This is a genomic window from Bradyrhizobium sp. F1.4.3, assembly GCF_040548375.1.
In the GTDB taxonomy this organism is placed as follows: domain Bacteria; phylum Pseudomonadota; class Alphaproteobacteria; order Rhizobiales; family Xanthobacteraceae; genus Bradyrhizobium.
In genome coordinates, this window is sequence record NZ_JBEPRN010000026.1 from 17378 (window position 1) to 33247 (window position 15870).

Sequence of the window (15870 nt, forward strand, 5' to 3'; positions counted from 1 at the left end):
GATGGGCGGCGAGGCCACGGCGCGGGACGGACGGCGGCTGCGCCTGCACGTGCGCGGCGCGGTACAGGGCGTCGGCTTTCGCCCCTATGTCTACGGCCTCGCCACGCGCTACCGCCTCGGCGGCTTCGTCGCCAACGATTCCCATGGCGTCGTCATCGAGGTCGAGGGCGAGCGCGCGTCGGACTTCGTCAGGGCACTGCCGCTGGAAAAGCCGCCGCTCGCCCGGATCGACGAGATCTCGGTGCAGCCGGTCGGGGCGGTGGCGAGCGAAGGGTTTTATATCCGCGCGAGCGACCAGGGCAGGGTGTCGACACGCATCGTCGCCGATGCCGCGACCTGTCCAAAATGCCTGAGCGAGCTGTTCGATCCAGCCGGCCGGTTCTATCGCTACGCCTTCGTCAACTGCACCCATTGCGGTCCGCGATATACCATTGCCGAGCGGCTTCCTTACGACCGCGCGACCACGGCCATGAAGCGCTTTGCGATGTGCAAGGCCTGTGCGGGCGACTATGCCGATCCCGACAGCCGCCGCTTCCATGCCGAAGCGATCGCCTGCCCGCAATGCGGCCCGCGGCTCAGCCACGGTATCGAGGACATCGCTGCCGCGATCGCCGCAGGCAAGATCGTCGCAGTCAAGGGGCTCGGCGGTTATCAGCTTGTCTGCGATGCCCGGGACGAGGCGGCCGTGCAGCGCCTGCGCCAGCGCAAGCAGCGCGACCAGAAGCCGTTTGCAGTCATGGTCGGCTCGGTGGACGCGGTCGCCGGCATCGCCGACGCCGATGCTGCCGAGCTCGCCTTGCTCGAGACGTCGCCGCGGCCGATCGTGCTGATGACATCGCGCCATCGGCTCTCGCCGGCGATCGCGCCGGAGCTGGCGCGGATCGGCATCGCGCTGCCGGTCACTCCGCTCCATCATTTGATCTTCGAGGCGCTGGATGCGGCGTATCCGCTCGCCGGCGAGAGCTGGGCGATCGTCGCCACCAGCGCCAATCCCGGCGGCGAGCCGCTTCTGACCGACAATCGCGAGGCCGAGCTGCGGCTTGCCGGCATCGCCGACCTCATCGTCAGCCATGACCGCGACATCGTCACCCGCGCCGACGATTCCGTGGCGGCCGTCGTCGCCGGCCGGACGCAATTCATCCGCCGTGCCCGCGGCTACGTGCCGGAGCCGGTTCGGCTGGCGCGACCGGTGCCGCCGATCCTTGCGGTCGGCGGCGCGTTGAAGTCGACCGTGACGGTCACGCGCGGCAGCGAGGCCTTCGTTTCCCAGCACGTCGGCGACCTCGGCACCGCCGGAGGCGTCCGTGTCTTCGAAGAAACCATCGGCCACCTGCTGTCGACGCTGGACGTCGAGCCGGCGGTTATCGCCCATGATCTGCACCCGAACATAGCCTCGACCCGCTTCGCCGAAGCGAGCGGGCGGCGACTGATCGCAGTCCAGCACCATCATGCCCATGCCGCCTCCGTGATGGCGGAGCATGGCCTCGCGGGATCTGCGTTGGCGCTGGTGCTCGACGGCTTCGGCCAGGGCAGCGACGGCGGCAATTGGGGGGGCGAGCTCCTGCTGTGCGAGCGCGCGCAGTTCCGGCGGCTCGGCCATCTGGCGCCGATGAAGATGGCGGGCGGCGATCGCGCCGCGCGCGAGCCGTGGCGCATGGCTGCAAGCGCATTGCATGGCCTGGCCCGCGGCAACGCGATCGCGACCCGGTTTGCGGCGCAGCCGCAGGCTGCGCGTCTTCATGCCTTGCTCGACCAGCCGGGCGTACCGGTGACGACCAGCGCCGGCCGGCTGTTCGATGCGGCGGCGGGGCTGCTCGGTCTTTGCCAGGTGCAGAGCTATGAGGGCGAAGCCGCGATGAAACTGGAGGCGCGGGTTCGCGCGCCGCGCTCCATGAAAGACGGCTGGACGATCGAGGATGGGGTGCTGTCCCTGTTTCCGTTGCTTGCGCGCCTTGCGGCCGAGGGCATCGATCCGGTCGAGGGGGCCGGGCTGTTCCATGGCACGCTCGCCGCTGCCTGCGTCGACTGGATCGCCCGTGCGGCGCGCGAGACCGGCGTCACGACCGTCGCCCTGAGCGGCGGCTGCTTTCTCAACGCGATCCTCAGTTGCGAGATCGAGCGCGGCTGTATCGCCGCCGGTCTCTTGCCGCTGCTGCCGCGGCAAGTGCCGCCCAATGACGGCGGTCTCAGCCTCGGCCAGGCCTGGATCGCCGCGCTCCAACTCGAACAGTACGGCCTGGAAGGAACCGCCTGATGTGTCTCGCGATACCTGCTGAGGTCACGAAGCTCCTGCCCGACGAGATGGCAATCGTCTCGATCGACGGCGTGAGCAAGGAGATATCGGTCGCCTTGATCGAGAATCTCGCCGTCGGCGACTATGTGATCATCCATGTCGGCTATGCCCTGACGAAGATCGATCCGGAGGAGGCAATGCGGACGCTCGAGCTGCTGCGCGAGCTTAGCGCCGAGGGGCAGGGAGCCGCGTCATGAAATATGCCGACGAGTTTCGCGACAAGGAGATCGCGCTCGGGCTTGCGAAAGCGATCCGCGCGGAAGCCGATCCGCAAAAGCTCTATCGCTTCATGGAATTCTGCGGCGGCCATACCCACGCGATCTCGCGTTACGGCCTCGAGGACATGCTGCCGAAGAACGTGCGGATGATCCATGGCCCCGGCTGTCCGGTGTGCGTGCTGCCGGCCGGACGCATCGACATGGCGATCCGGCTCGCCGAGCGGCCGGACGTCATCCTGTGCGTCTATGGCGACCTGATGCGCGTTCCCGGCTCGCAGGGCACATCGCTGTTGAAGGCGAAGGCGCGCGGCGCCGACATCCGCATGGTCTATTCCACCATCGACGCGATCCGGATCGCCGAGGACAATCCCGGACGCGAGGTCGTGTTCTTCGCCATCGGCTTCGAGACCACGACGCCGCCGACTGCAGTCATGATCCGGCTGGCGGAGAAGAAGCAGCTCGAAAACTTCACCGTGTTCTGCAACCACGTGCTGACGCCGCCGGCGATGCAGAACATCCTGGAAAGTCCTGACATCCGCAACATCGGCCGGGTCGAGATCGACGGTTTCGTCGGGCCGGCCCATGTCTCGACGATCATCGGCACGGCCCCTTACGAGTTCTTTGACGAGGAGTTCGGCAAGCCCGTGGTGATCGCGGGCTTCGAGCCGCTCGACATGATGCAGGCGATCCTGATGCTGGTGCGGCAGGTCAACGAGGATAGGCACGAGGTCGAGAACCAGTACAGCCGCGCGGTGAACCGCGACGGCAATCTGCGCGCCAAGGAGGAGGTCTCCGACATCTTCGAGCTGCGCGATCAGTTCGAATGGCGGGGGCTCGGACAGGTTCCCTATAGCGGGCTGAAGCTGAAGCGCGCTTACGCCATATACGACGCCGAGGTGCGCTTCGACATGCACGAGCTGCGCGTCGACGACAATCCCGCCTGCGAATGCGGCGCCATCCTGCGCGGCGTGAAGAAGCCGGTCGACTGCAAGCTGTTCGGCACCGTCTGCACGCCGGAGACGCCCATGGGCTCCTGCATGGTCTCCTCCGAAGGCGCCTGCGCCGCACACTGGACCTATGGCCGCTTCCGCGACCACCAGCAAAGGCGCGTGTCATGAAGGCCTACCAGCGCAAGCTCGACATCAGGAACGGCTACGTCGACCTATCCCACGGCTCGGGCGGCCGGGCCATGGCGCAGTTGATCTCGGGTCTGTTCCACGAGGCCTTCGGCAATGAATGGCTGGCGCGCGGCAACGACCAGTCGGCATTCGACGTTGGTGCCGGGCGCATGGTGATGACGACCGACGGCTATGTGGTCTCGCCGCTGTTCTTCCCCGGCGGCAATATCGGCTCGCTTGCAGTGCACGGCACCGTCAACGATATCGCCATGGCCGGTGCACGCCCGCTCTACCTCTCCGCAAGCTTTATCATCGAGGAAGGCTTCCGCTTCGCCGACCTCAAGATGATCGCGGAATCGATGGGCGAGGCTGCGCGCACGGCCGACGTTCACATTGTCACCGGCGACACCAAGGTGGTCGAGCGCGGCAAGGCCGACGGCCTGTTCATCTCGACCGCCGGCGTCGGGGTCGTGCCCCACGGGCTCGATCTCTCGGCGGAGAATGCCCGCGTCGGCGATCGCGTCCTGATCTCGGGCACGCTCGGCGATCACGGCGTGGCGATCATGTCGAAGCGGCAGAATCTCGCCTTCGAGACCGAGATCGTCTCGGATTCGGCGGCGCTGAACGATCTCGTCGCGAAGATGGTCGAAGCCGGCGGCCGCGGCATCCGCCTGATGCGCGATCCCACCCGCGGCGGGCTTGCCGCCACGCTGAACGAGATCGCCCAGCAGTCCGACCTCGGCTTCCATCTTCGCGAGGAGGCGATCCCGGTCAAGCCGGGCGTCGCGGCAGCGTGCGAGCTGCTCGGGCTCGATCCGCTCCATGTCGCCAATGAGGGCAAGCTGGTCGCGATCGTGGCGCCCGAAAATGCTGCTGCAGTGCTGGCCGCGATGCGGGCGCATCCGCTTGGCCGCGACGCCGCCGACATCGGCGAGGCCGTGGCCGACGATCATCATTTCGTGCAGATGGCCACGAGCTTCGGCGGCGGGCGGATCGTCGACTGGCTGTCGGGCGAGCAATTGCCGAGAATCTGTTGAGGCAAACCATGCGCATCCTGCTCCTGTCGCATTCCTTCAACAGCCTGACGCAGCGGCTGCATGTCGAGCTCAGGGATCGAGGCCACGATGTCGCGGTCGAGCTCGACATCCATGCCGAGGTCACGCGCGAGAGCGTGGCGCTGCATCGGCCGGACCTTGTGATCGCGCCGTTCCTGAAGCAGGCGATTCCCAACGACGTCTGGCGCAGCCTGCGGTGCCTGGTCGTCCATGCCGGTCCGCCCGGCGATCGCGGTCCGGCGGCGCTCGACTGGGCGATTCTGGACGGTGCAAGCGAGTGGGGCGTCACGGTCTTGCAGGCGGATGGCGAGTTCGACGCCGGTCCGGTCTGGGCGTTCCGCAGCTTCCCGATGCGGCGCGCGCCTAAGTCCAGCATCTACCGCAATGAGGTGACGTCCTGCGCGGTTGCGGCGGTGCTCGAAGCCGTCGCGGCGATCGAATCCGGACGGCCTGCCCCGCAGCCGATGGACACGGACGACGCGCGCATTCGCGTGCGCGGACCTTGCCGCCAGGCGGGCCGGGCGATCGACTGGCAGCACGACACCACCGCGACCGTGCTGCGCAAGATTGACAGCGCCGACGGCATGCCGGGCCTGGTCGACAGTCTGTCCTTCCAGGAGATCAGGCTGTTCGATGCGCATGAGGCGCACGGCATCTCCGGCGTGCCCGGCACCGTCGTCGCGCAATGCGACGGCGCGCTGGCGCGCGCCACGGTCGATGGTGCGGTCTGGATCGGGCATGTCAGGCAGCTCGCGCCGAAGAGCCTGAAGCTGCCGACGGCGAAACTCTTCGCCGCCGAGGCGGCGCATCTGCCGCACCGTCCCGGCTGCGGCTACGCCCCGATCCGGTATCGCGAGCATGGCGAGGTCGGCGAGCTCGCGTTCTCCTTCTACAACGGCGCCATGGCGACCGCCGACTGTGAGGCCCTGCTCGAGGCCTATCGCGCGGCGCTGGCGCGCCCGACCAGGGTGCTGCTCCTGACCGGCGGCCGGGATTATTGGTCGAACGGCATTCATCTTGCAGAAATCGAGGCGGCCGACAGCCCCGCGGATGAGTCCTGGCGCAACATCAATGCGATCGACGATCTTGCCCGCGCGATCATCGAGACCACCGACCGCCTGGTCGTCTCGGTCATTCGCGGCAATGCGGGTGCGGGCGGCGTCTTCCTGAATCTTGCCGCCGACGAGGTCTGGGCAAGCGACCAGATCGTCCTCAATCCGCATTACAAGGACATGGGCAATCTTTACGGCTCGGAATACTGGACCTATCTGCTGCCGCGCCGTGCGGGCGCCGCGAACGCAACCCGGATCACGCAATGCCGGCTCCCGATGGGCGTGGCGGAGGCGCGGCGCCTCGGCATCGTCGATCGCGTGCTATCGGGCGAGGAGCTTGCCGATATAAGCCTCGTACAGCGCGGCGCCACCATGGCATCGGATGCCGGCTTTGCCATGCGCCTCGCCGCCAAGCGGCAGCGGCGCGCCGCCGATGAGGCCGAGAAGCCCCTGCAATCCTACCGCGACGAGGAGCTGCGGCGGATGAAGCTGAATTTCTACGGCTTCGATCCGAGCTACCACGTCGCGCGCTACAATTTCATCCACAAGGTGCCGAAGTCGCGCACGCCGCTGACCATCGCTGGTCACCGGTCCCGGCGTGCGCCAGATCGGCCTGTCGGCATGGTGGTGCCATCGTGAACATTCAGGGAACCATTCTCGTCGTCGACGACGAGGTCCGCTCGCAGGAAGCGCTGCGGCGCGTGCTCAGGGAGGATTTCGAGGTGCTCTGCGCGGCAATGCGACCGATGCGGAGAAGCTGCTGGAGGGCAAGATCGTCCACGCGATCCTCTGCGACCAGCGGATGCCGCACGAATCCGGCGTGAGCTTCCTGAAGCGCGTCCGCGAGCTCTGGCCGGATCCGGTGCGGATGATCATTTCCGGCTATTCGGAGTCCGAGGACATCATCGCAGGACTGAACGAAGCCGGCATCTATCAATACATCACCAAGCCCTGGCAGCCGGACCAACTGGTCGAAACCGTCAAGGAGGCGGTTCAGCTCTATCGGCTGCAGAAGGAGACCGAGACCGCCGGCGTCGACGTCAAGGCAACCTCGGGGCACATCAAGAAGGTCGTCTCGGTCAAGCGCGGAGTGGCCAAGCAGCTCTACGATTTCGACCGCATCGTGCATGCATGTCAATCGGCGTTCAAATATTGCAAGCCGAATGACACCGGGTTGAGTTGCGAGGCTTCGGGGTATTTTCGGTCAGCCATCGGCAGCCTCGCACAGGCCGTAACCCAAAAACGGGCCAGTACGTGCAAATCGAGCAAAGCGCTTTCCGGTCTTCAAGGCCGAAGCGCTGCTCTGTCCCGGAAATTCGCCAGCAAAGCCGGGCCAGTTCCTGGAGGATGGAGCTGGCGATAGCCATCCACTCAAACGGACGTAGGGTTCCATCATGCCAAGCCGCCGGCGGCCGACGCGGTAACGACTACCCGTTGGGCAGGGTGCTAGTCACCATTAGCATCGACAAGTCCCGCGGTCAGAGCGCCAAGATCAGTCCATCCACGCCTGACTCAGACCAGGGCCGTTGCGCTGAATTGGTTCGGCTTCAAGTGAATGATCGTGAACAAACCGTGGTGAGAACCTTCGTCCGCCCCCTCGGAACCGATTATCACTGGGCTCCCGGAAGCACGGAAACCACAACGTTTCGGGCCCCGCCACCAAATCGATCGAAAGAGCCCAGCAACTCAAGAGATTGCTGGATTTCGTTTTGGGTCGCTTTGGTCAAGCGATCAGTAACGGGAGGTGCCACCCCGAATGTCCTCTGCCTGGCGCGTAAAGTCATGCCGCATCCTGCATGCGTGCCCGAACCGTCGCCCTGCACTGGGCCGTTCGGTTTGCTGTCGCCCGCGATTAAAGACCGGACGACTTTAGATACCGACAACGAAACCTTGTCCCGCGTCGTAAACTACACGGCCAGCATTGGGCCGCCAAACCTGGAGCACGAAATTTTCCTCCGCCGAAGCTGATTAGGGGGCTAGCTTCAGCACGTGTTGCGTTCAAACGACGGGTTATCGGCGCAAGCGCTGGGCCGTCTTGGCCGTAGTCGCCTCGCTCAACGAGACTGGCCAGCAGCGCGTATGCCTTGAGCAGCGCATCGACAGTTTCCCCGGCCTCGTCGTTGAGACCGCCGGAGAAAGGGCGCAGTGCCGACCGCGCGCGCGTCATGTGGTCGTTCACAACCGAAAAAACTCGCGCAAAAATGGCGTGCCAAATCAGGCCAATTTCAACGAATCAAGTCCTCTGTGTCGAGGTACAGGTCAGCTTCTCGAAAGCCAACCTTCTAGCATTCGAACCTGGTCTCTAGATGCCGATGCCGCCTATGACTGAACTGGTGACTGCGCTCCTCGCTAACGACCTCCTTGCCGATTCCAAGGCGGCGGCAGGCTGCGTTACATACCCGTCGGTATCGAACGCTCCTAATTCCATCCGCTGGAGGTGCCGCAGCTCATTGAGGAAAGCTTCTATCAGATCCTGGCAACCGCTGCCGCGATCAGCGACCCCTTCGAACAAGCGTTTTTCGTGATGGTGCAGCTCTACACCTGCAGCCCTTCGACGACGTGAACAAGCCCGTGTCGCGCCTCGCCGCCAACATCCCGCTCATCAAGCGCAAGCTAGCGCCGCTGTCGTTCGCCGATGTGCCCCGGCAGACCTATACGGAAGCCGTGCTCGGTGCTTACGAGTTGAAAAAAATCGACCTTCTCAGGGACGCCTTCATCTGGCGCTATGAGCGCTCGGCCGCTCGCTGCGCCGCCGTTCGCCAATCCCTCGGCGAACCCAATCCCTTCCGACTTCGCTACCGCGAACAGTTTCGCGAGCTCATCGCCGAACTTGTCCGCGCGCGCGTGGGTCGGGGGGACGTCGCAACACGAATAGCAGCTTGATCGGAGAAAGAGATCGTCCCCGACGGCCGCGAGCATTTCGCCGAAATCGCCGCAGCCGAACTGATAGGCCCGCATGAAGGCAATTTCGCTCGCTATCGAATCCGTCCCTCGGAATTCCAGCCTGGCGACAAGTCTGGGAGGCCAGATGACCGATGCCCCACCGTCAGCCAAACCGCCGGCGGCTGCGATCTACGCTCTCACCATAGAGCGCTTTCGCGGCATCACCTCTCACGGTGGGAATGGACCGGCGAAGATGCAGCCCTTCCTGCCCTCGAACACGACGGCAAGGTCGCTGGCGAACCGGTCTACCGTGTTTGTGTTCGTGGCACCGAAGACCTCCGAACTCGCCTATGAGATCGTCCAGCCTGACGGCTTTGCGGATAGCTATCCGGTCGCGCTGCGACGCGCGATCGGCCTCGTCCGATTGAGCGGCGATGATCGCAATGATCGCGATCTCAGGTTAGTGCAGGGTTCCGCGCTCGATCGCCTACTCTCCGACAAAGGCCTACGCTCCCGCATGGCGAGCGAGCTGGCGAAAAACGACGTCAAGAACGAACTGACCACCGAAGCACAGACTGCGCTCGAGAATATCGATACCGCGTTGCAAAGAGAAAGCCTGCCTGCCGACCTCGATCTCGCGATCACTGGCGGGCAAGGTCCGTCGATCGCGTCAATGATCGGCCTCACGCAGATCGCTCCGGCATCCAATTGCCCCTTGCGAGCTGGGGAGCCGGAACCAAGCCGATTGTCGGCGCCCGCCATCGCCGAGCAAAACCAGGGCGATGCGCATGTCCAAGACCACGGTCGACGAGCTAATTGCGCTTCGCCCTGCGCTGCCCGGATGGTTGTCGAAGTCTAGAAGTCAAACCCTCGTGCCTCATGGCTAAACGTAATCTCACCCTGTCGCGCGAGGTCGGCCTGAAGCGTTGGGCGTTGCCGCGACCGCCTCGGGACGGCGTGTTCATCTGCTTGAGAAGGACATCTGGGTTGTGTAGGCGCTGGATGGTCTGTTTGCACCACCGCTCGGCGAGCATGTCGTCTTTAACGGCGTACGTCGCTCTCGAAAGGCTACAAGGTTATTCGTCGATTCTATGCCCACGGCAACCGCTCTCCGGTTCTCTCACCCCAGGGCGGAGCGGAGAGCGAGGCTCACGCGGGGCGTTGCCTAAAGTTAATTGGGTTAGGCCGGTATTTTGGGCGATGCCGTGGCGCCTAACTGCTCGGCGCCTGGTGAGGAAGTCGCGGCCGATGGCACGGCGGTCGACCGGGCTGCGCCCATTGGGGAGCGGCCGACGATAATGGTGAGCAGACCCTGGCCCCACAGCCGCTGTGCGGCCCTCTTGCCGTCCTCCAACGTCACTGCATCGACGACGGCGTTATGCTGTTTGACATAGTCGATCGGTAGCTTATCAAGCTGATGCTGCAGCAGCGTTCGCGCAAACTTCGAGGAAGTGTTGAGGGCCAGCATCTGTGAGCCCCTCAGGTAAGACTTTGCATCGTCGAGTTCCTGCTGGGGCGGTCCTTCCTCGGCGATTCGGCGGGCTTGATTCTCGATCTGTTCGACCGTCTCGTCAGCGCGATCGGCGCGGGTGCCGCTATTGCCGACAAACATGGCGGAATGATCCATCCAGACCAAGCGCTCATGGACCGAATAGGCCAGCCCGCGCTTCTCGCGGACTTCGCGGAACAGCCGCGACGTCAGACCGGTGCCGCCGAGGATGTGGTTGACGACATAGGCCGCCATGAAATCGGGCTCGCTGCGGCGGACGCCGGGACCGCCGAAAGTCACAACGGTCTGGGGCACATCGAGCGGAATGAAGACGCGCTGCGGCGGTGTTGCTGCGACCACGTCGGGCACCGGCGTCAAATCCGGCATGACCGGCAGGCCGCCAAAAGTCCTGTCGAGCAATTTGCACAGGGCCTCTGGATCGACGTCGCCGACCACCGCGATCTTGAGCGTGTCTTTTGCTATCACGCGTCGGACATAGCCCTTGAGATCCGCGACCTCGATCTTTGGCACGCTCTCGATCGTGCCTCTGGTCTCCCTAGCATAAGGATGATCGTTAAAGGCGACTTCGAGGAATTTGCGATTGGCGAGGGACCAAGGATCGGTCGAGTCCTGCCGAAGGTTCGCAAGCATGCTGGCACGAATCCGTTCGACATCGGCCGCGTCGAAACGCGGCGACGTTAATGCCATCCGTAACAGGTCGAAGGCCCCGTCCCTGTTGTCTTCGAGCGTGCGCAAGGCACCGCGGAGGTGATCGCGGGTCGATTCAAAGTTTTAGCTCAATCGCGCGACGGTCGAGCCGCTCATGAAAGGTCTGGGATCCAGATCGCCGGAGCCTTCACCGAGTAGGCCAGACACCATGTAGCCGACGCCGGGTTTATCGGTGGGGTCTTGGGTCGCGCCGCCGCCGAATGCGTATTTCATCGCAATCAACGGGACAGTGGCGTCCTGCACGAACCAGGCTACTATACCGCAAGATGACACCAGGCGCTGGATCTTGGTCGCGCCACGCGTTCCGGCCGCGGAAGGTGAACGTGGCGAGGCGCGCATCGCGGTCGAGAGCGCGGCTCCGCCGGCGAAGACCGCACGAGGTGTGAAGGAATCGGTCATGATCGCTTCTCCTGGTGGTTCCGCGTTGATTCTCTCATGAGATAGCCGGTCACGGAGCGTTTCTTGTCGAGCCATTTCCCAGCGGCCGCGCGCACCTGGTCGGCGGTGACGGCGCGGATGCCGTCCTGCCAGCCTCGGATTTCGTCGATGCTGAGTCCGGTCGTGAGCCTAGCACCGTAGCAGGTCGCAAGCACTTCTTGGCCGTGGGCGTAGGTTGCTCGCGCAATCAGCTGCGTTTTGACCCGCTCGAGATCCTCGGCGCGCGCGCACATGTGCGCCATATCGGCTATCACATCGTCGATGGCGCACTCAATCTCCCCGAACCCAACGCCGGGCTTCGGGATCGCAGAAATCTTGAAGCACGAAGGGTCGAGCGAGATACTGTTGTAGAACGTCCCCGCCCTGATCGCGATCTGCTTGTCGATCACCAGCGCGCGATAAAGATGTGAGTTGGCGCCGCTACCCATCAATCCCGCGAGAACATCAAGCACTGGACTGTCGCCGGCGGCCGCGGGGTGAGCCGACGGCACGAGATAATAACGGCGCAAGGCTGGCTGCTCGACGCGGGGATCGGTCAGCGTCACGGTACGCGGCGCGGCCGGCGTCGGCTCCTGCGGTCGCAGGCGTTCCGCGGGAATTGATGGTTGCGGGGGGATGTGGCCATAACTCTTCTCCACCATCGGGCGGATATCATTTGCGTCGACGTCACCGGTGATCATCAGGATGGCGTTGTTCGGCGCATAAAAACGCTTGTAGAAGGCGAGCACGTCCTCGCGGTCGAGCTTTTCGATTTCCTGACGCCAGCCGATCACAGGGCGGCCGTAGGGATGGTTGAGGTAAAGCGCCGCCATCATCTGCTGGGTGAGCTGCGGATTCGGCCTGTTGGCGAAGAAATCGCATTCCTCCAGCACCAGGTCGCGCTCCGACAGCACGTTCTCCTCTTTGAGGATGAGACCGGTCATGCGGTCGGCTTCAAATTCCATCATCTTACCGAACTGCTCGCGCGGCACCTGCTGGAAATAGCTGGTATGGTCGGTCCCGGTGAAGCTGCCCTGCAGCACGGTCTTGGAGAGATGTTTGGATGTGCCCTTGAACATCAAGTGTTCGAGGAAATGCGCAAGCCCCGATTTGCCGGGTGGCTCGTCGGCGGAGCCGACCTTATACCAGATCATCTGAGTCGCAACGGGTGTCCGATGATCCGCAATCACCACGACCTGCAGGCCGTTCTGAAGCGTGAAGCTGGCTGGTCGATCCGACCTGACTGTGTCCCGGGCAACGACGCTCCCTTGATTAATGTCATCCGCGCTATCATACGTTTCGACAGCCAGTGCGGTGCGCGTCATCAAATCGAAGGCACCAGCCGCGGTGCTTCCCACCTTGGCGGTTACCGATTTCCTGTTCTTCATCGCATCGCCTTTTCGTTCCACAGAGAGCCACGTTCTGTGACAGACAATCCCTACAAAAGCGGGAGGCCGCACACCGTTTGGCAAGCAACTGAGCAAAGACCGGGCCAACTGCCTGGCGGCCTGCGCACGGCCACGCTACGCGCCAACTGGACGCAGAACAAAACGTGGGGCGCACGTACTGGCCAACGGTCAACCGCCGGCATGTCGTGAATACGACATTGCGCACGAAAGCGCACCATAACTTGGCGCCGACTGGCAGAATGGCAACTTGCAGCAAACGACAGACCGAGCGGCGATTACAACGCCGTCTCAACTTTCGCAGTCGCTGTTACACGCATAAGGACGCTCATCCATCGAAACGTCTGACGCACGGCGTCCTACCGACGGTCCAACTCGGGCGGGCAGTGAACGATTGCCTGTTCGCTGGAGCGCAAATTTCTTCGCAGCGGATGCCACGGCATTGCACTCAACTCGGCTGATGGCTCACTCTCCCTCTGCGCCGTGAGTGGCTTCGCAATATTTCTCATGATCGCGAGACGGGAGTTGGCGAGCAGCTGCTTGGAGTGAACTCCGCCGAAATAGTGTAGGACAAGGCGCCGGAATAACGTAGATGTCTCGGTAACGCGAATTAGGTTGTCGAGAATGGGCCCACTTCGCCAATGTGGTCGCGGATAACGTTGATAGCGTTCAGCCGGCGAACCGCCTCGTCGGCAATCACCTCTAGCAATCAACAAACGCGTTGTTCCCTAGGGCGTCGTAGAATGGCTTTTCTGCAGCATACGCGCGGCAAGTGCACATCTCGTCAAATGCGATCATAACCAACAGGGAGAATTCGTCTTTGAGATGTCAGCCATGGACCAAAATCATGTGATCGAATGTTTAATCTCTCTCGAAGGTCCGTTTCGGATCCGTTAGCGACAGCTCTGTGGTGCGGATGACCCCATTGGCGTGGCGCTTTTCGTCGGCTGTCCATAATTAAACAATGCCCCGGCGTCATCCGTAGCGATCAGTCCTACTGCGTCATAATTTGCACCGACTTCGACGTCAGATTGGTCTGATGCAATAAGGGTATCGAAATAGTGTGGACACGAGAGCCGCGTTCCATCCTCTCCGAACGGTGGCGATCGAATCTGGGAGTGTTGCTCAGGCCGCAATGGCGGACCCCCTCGGTCGATAAGTTTCGGGAATTGCAGCTTCCTTGAACAGCTTGGTGGAGGCTGTTTCTGAGGGGGAAATCGCTTCTCGCTCGGAGACCAGAATCCGTAGGCGGCAATGCACGGTGTTGCGTGATGGTGGAAGCCACGCCAGCTTCGCCCCTCGAAGTGGCCAAGGCCCACATCCTGTTTGAGTTCGTGGTAGTCGCGCTCAATGCGCCAGCGCAAGCTTGACGGCATCGACGAGCCGACGGAAGCCAATGTTCGCCGGAAGCGTTGACAACCAATATTTGGTCGGCGCCTCTTCGCCTGCCGGCCCCTCGATCGGCAGCCATTTCCTCCGACCGGCTTTCGCCGCGCCACTAATCTCGATGTGCCGGACGGACGCGCACACGGGCGAAGCGCGAGGACAACCTTTCTGCCATACCCTCACGCCACGTGATCTTGTGCCAAGCATGTGATGGCAGGCCGAGCGCAAGCTTCTTGGCCGAAATCGCTCGGTGCGTAACCCTGTGGTAAAGCGATCATCCGGTATCCACGGGAGGAGCCAATGACCACGCGCACGCTGTTCGTGACCCATCGGGCGCCAAACCGCCCGTACAAGGACAGCCAGGTCATCAACGCTATATTGAAGGAGGCGGTCGCGGCGACGAGCAGCACCGTCTTCTCGTGTGCAAGGCTGTTGGTGATGGCGTTGGCGATAGTCTGACTCTTGCCCCTGCCGGGCGGGCCGAACAGTACATAGCCCGCGCCGCGCTGGGCAGCGACGACGGCAGCGATCTGCGAGGAACCGGCCGACAGCGGCGCGAACAGTTCGATCGGGTCGACGATATCGTCGATGGTCCGCGATCGATGAAGCTCGCCCGGGACCCATCGTAGCTGTGGGTCGGGGTATCGATCAGGTGACGCACGACGGGATTGCTCTTGGGCAATCTGTGCGGTCGACGAGATCCTCCCATATCAGTTACTTGGTGAAGGACTGCGTCGCGAGCGTCACCGGCTCGGTGACTTCCCAGCCCTGGATGCTCTTGATGTGGCGGCGGACACCTTCGAGCTGGGCAGGCGGATCGGCTCATTCTGAATGAGGGGGTTGAGTTGCGCCGGTGCTCTCCGACTTGTCGGCCGGACTTAATTCGCAGGTTGCTGAAATACGAGCTGAAGACATCGGAGGAAGCTGATCTGGATGATCGGCTTCCAACGATGCTCATGGGCCTATTCGCCCTACTGTTGGGTTGCCGCCTCGACAAAACAGTCGCGTCGATGACGGCAGCCATGCGCCAGCTCGACGACGGCCGGTTCGATGTGGTTCTGCCGGGTAGCGGATCCAAGAAATAGCCTCCACGTTAGACCGTACCGAGTCTGACGTCCTTCGAATGCGGGAGCTGCTTCTTCAACTGCACGATTCAACATGTTGCCTCAGGCAGGTTTAAGCGTGTCGCCGCCGATCTCGCGGTTGCAAGGGCAGAGCTCACCAGTTTGTATCGCATCCAAAACGCGTAGCGTGTCCTTTGGGCTGCGGCCGACATTGAGGCTTGTCGCATAGACATGCTGGATCGTATTCTCAGGATCGACGATGAAGGTGTAGCGATGCGCGATGCCATCACACGAGCGCACTCCAAGGCCATCGACCAGTGCGCCATCGGTGTCGGCAAACTGCCAGATCGATAGACGGTGCAGGTCCCTGTGCTCACGCCGCCAGGCGAGCTTGCAGAACTCGTTATCGGTCGAGCCACCAAGTACGACTGCATCGCGATCGGCAAACTCCTTGGATAGGCGGGCAAACTCAGCGATTTCGGTTGGGCAGACGAATGTGAAATCCTTCGGGTAGAAGAAGATGACTTTCCATTTGCCGGGAAAGCTCGTCTCAGTCAGCGTCTCGAAGGCGCTCTGCCCGTTCTCCTCTGGCAGGTGAAAGCCGGGCTTCACGCCTGTGATTTCGAACGGCGGCAACTTACTTCCAATTCCAGACATATTGTCCTCACTACAACATCGCGTCACGCGGAAACTGCGTTCCGGGCCTAACAGAGCAAGCGATATGCCACCCGCTCTGACGGCAAGTACCCACCGTGCCGGT

At 62.9% G+C, this 15870-nt stretch carries 12 protein-coding genes and 2 pseudogenes; 11 read left to right on the forward strand and 3 right to left on the reverse strand.

The features are described 5' to 3' along the window. The first annotated feature begins 1 nt into the window (after position 1). The 9 genes and pseudogenes from hypF to ABIB73_RS35635 all read left to right on the forward strand — a co-directional run bounded on the left by hypF (position 2) and on the right by ABIB73_RS35635 (position 9478). Complete coding sequence (gene hypF, locus ABIB73_RS35595; protein WP_354098751.1) at positions 2–2254, forward strand: carbamoyltransferase HypF; 2253 nt, start codon at positions 2–4, stop codon at positions 2252–2254. Next, a complete protein-coding gene (locus ABIB73_RS35600) occupies positions 2254–2490 on the forward strand; it encodes a HypC/HybG/HupF family hydrogenase formation chaperone (protein WP_085398637.1) in 237 nt (78 codons plus the stop codon). Before hypF ends, ABIB73_RS35600 begins: the two co-directional genes overlap by 1 nt. Next, complete coding sequence (hypD, locus tag ABIB73_RS35605; RefSeq protein ID WP_354231931.1) at positions 2487–3629, forward strand: hydrogenase formation protein HypD; 1143 nt, start codon at positions 2487–2489, stop codon at positions 3627–3629. The genes ABIB73_RS35600 and hypD overlap by 4 nt, the downstream gene beginning before the upstream one ends. Next, positions 3626–4666 (forward strand): hydrogenase expression/formation protein HypE, encoded by a 1041-nt coding sequence (hypE, locus tag ABIB73_RS35610; protein WP_354098754.1) that lies wholly within the window; start codon positions 3626–3628, stop codon positions 4664–4666. The genes hypD and hypE overlap by 4 nt, the downstream gene beginning before the upstream one ends. A gap of 8 nt (positions 4667–4674) precedes the next feature. Further along, positions 4675–6375, forward strand: a complete 1701-nt coding sequence (locus ABIB73_RS35615; RefSeq protein ID WP_354098755.1) for a hydrogenase maturation protein — start codon at positions 4675–4677, stop codon at positions 6373–6375. After that, positions 6372–6886: pseudogene (locus tag ABIB73_RS35620) on the forward strand (response regulator); the annotation flags it as partial. The gene ABIB73_RS35615 and the pseudogene ABIB73_RS35620, both read left to right, overlap by 4 nt. Positions 6887–6915: 29 nt before the next feature. After that, complete coding sequence (locus ABIB73_RS37665) at positions 6916–7704, forward strand: HU family DNA-binding protein (RefSeq protein WP_502918481.1); 789 nt, start codon at positions 6916–6918, stop codon at positions 7702–7704. Positions 7705–8307: 603 nt separating this feature from the next. Continuing rightward, a complete protein-coding gene (locus tag ABIB73_RS35630; protein ID WP_354231933.1) occupies positions 8308–8619 on the forward strand; it encodes a hypothetical protein in 312 nt (103 codons plus the stop codon). 145 nt (positions 8620–8764) lie between these two features. Continuing rightward, on the forward strand, positions 8765–9478 hold the full coding sequence (locus ABIB73_RS35635) for a hypothetical protein (RefSeq protein WP_354231935.1): 714 nt from the start codon (positions 8765–8767) through the stop codon (positions 9476–9478). A gap of 321 nt (positions 9479–9799) precedes the next feature. Here the strand turns inward: ABIB73_RS35635 and ABIB73_RS35640 are convergent. Both ABIB73_RS35640 and ABIB73_RS35645 read right to left on the reverse strand, forming a co-directional pair. Beyond that, positions 9800–11236 (reverse strand): annotated as a pseudogene (locus ABIB73_RS35640) (M16 family metallopeptidase). Then, positions 11233–12579, reverse strand: a complete 1347-nt coding sequence (locus ABIB73_RS35645) for a M16 family metallopeptidase (protein WP_085398585.1) — start codon at positions 12577–12579, stop codon at positions 11233–11235. Before ABIB73_RS35645 ends, ABIB73_RS35640 begins: the two are co-directional and overlap by 4 nt. A gap of 1767 nt (positions 12580–14346) precedes the next feature. On the opposite strand from ABIB73_RS35645, the gene ABIB73_RS35655 reads away from it, so the two are divergent. Continuing rightward, positions 14347–14505, forward strand: coding sequence for a hypothetical protein (locus ABIB73_RS35655; RefSeq protein WP_354098758.1), 159 nt, complete (start codon positions 14347–14349; stop codon positions 14503–14505). A 431-nt stretch (positions 14506–14936) separates the two neighbouring features. Then, positions 14937–15131 (forward strand): hypothetical protein, encoded by a 195-nt coding sequence (locus tag ABIB73_RS35660; protein WP_085398580.1) that lies wholly within the window; start codon positions 14937–14939, stop codon positions 15129–15131. A gap of 81 nt (positions 15132–15212) precedes the next feature. On the opposite strand, the gene ABIB73_RS35665 is transcribed toward ABIB73_RS35660, so the two are convergent. Further along, positions 15213–15767 (reverse strand): peroxiredoxin, encoded by a 555-nt coding sequence (locus ABIB73_RS35665; protein ID WP_085398579.1) that lies wholly within the window; start codon positions 15765–15767, stop codon positions 15213–15215. Between the last annotated feature and the right edge of the window lie 103 nt (positions 15768–15870).

Excerpts from the sequence above, each read along its gene's own strand:
- ABIB73_RS35615 (WP_354098755.1), top strand. The coding sequence starts at position 4,675 with ATGCGCATCCTGCTCCTGTCGCATTCCTTCAACAGCCTGACGCAGCGG.
- ABIB73_RS35655 (WP_354098758.1), top strand. The coding sequence starts at position 14,347 with ATGACCACGCGCACGCTGTTCGTGACCCATCGGGCGCCAAACCGCCCG.
- hypE (WP_354098754.1), top strand. The coding sequence starts at position 3,626 with ATGAAGGCCTACCAGCGCAAGCTCGACATCAGGAACGGCTACGTCGAC.
- ABIB73_RS35645 (WP_085398585.1), bottom strand. The coding sequence starts at position 12,579 with ATGACGCGCACCGCACTGGCTGTCGAAACGTATGATAGCGCGGATGAC.
- hypF (WP_354098751.1), top strand. The coding sequence starts at position 2 with ATGGGCGGCGAGGCCACGGCGCGGGACGGACGGCGGCTGCGCCTGCAC.
- hypD (WP_354231931.1), top strand. The coding sequence starts at position 2,487 with ATGAAATATGCCGACGAGTTTCGCGACAAGGAGATCGCGCTCGGGCTT.
- ABIB73_RS35665 (WP_085398579.1), bottom strand. The coding sequence starts at position 15,767 with ATGTCTGGAATTGGAAGTAAGTTGCCGCCGTTCGAAATCACAGGCGTG.
- ABIB73_RS35635 (WP_354231935.1), top strand. The coding sequence starts at position 8,765 with ATGACCGATGCCCCACCGTCAGCCAAACCGCCGGCGGCTGCGATCTAC.
- ABIB73_RS35600 (WP_085398637.1), top strand. The coding sequence starts at position 2,254 with ATGTGTCTCGCGATACCTGCTGAGGTCACGAAGCTCCTGCCCGACGAG.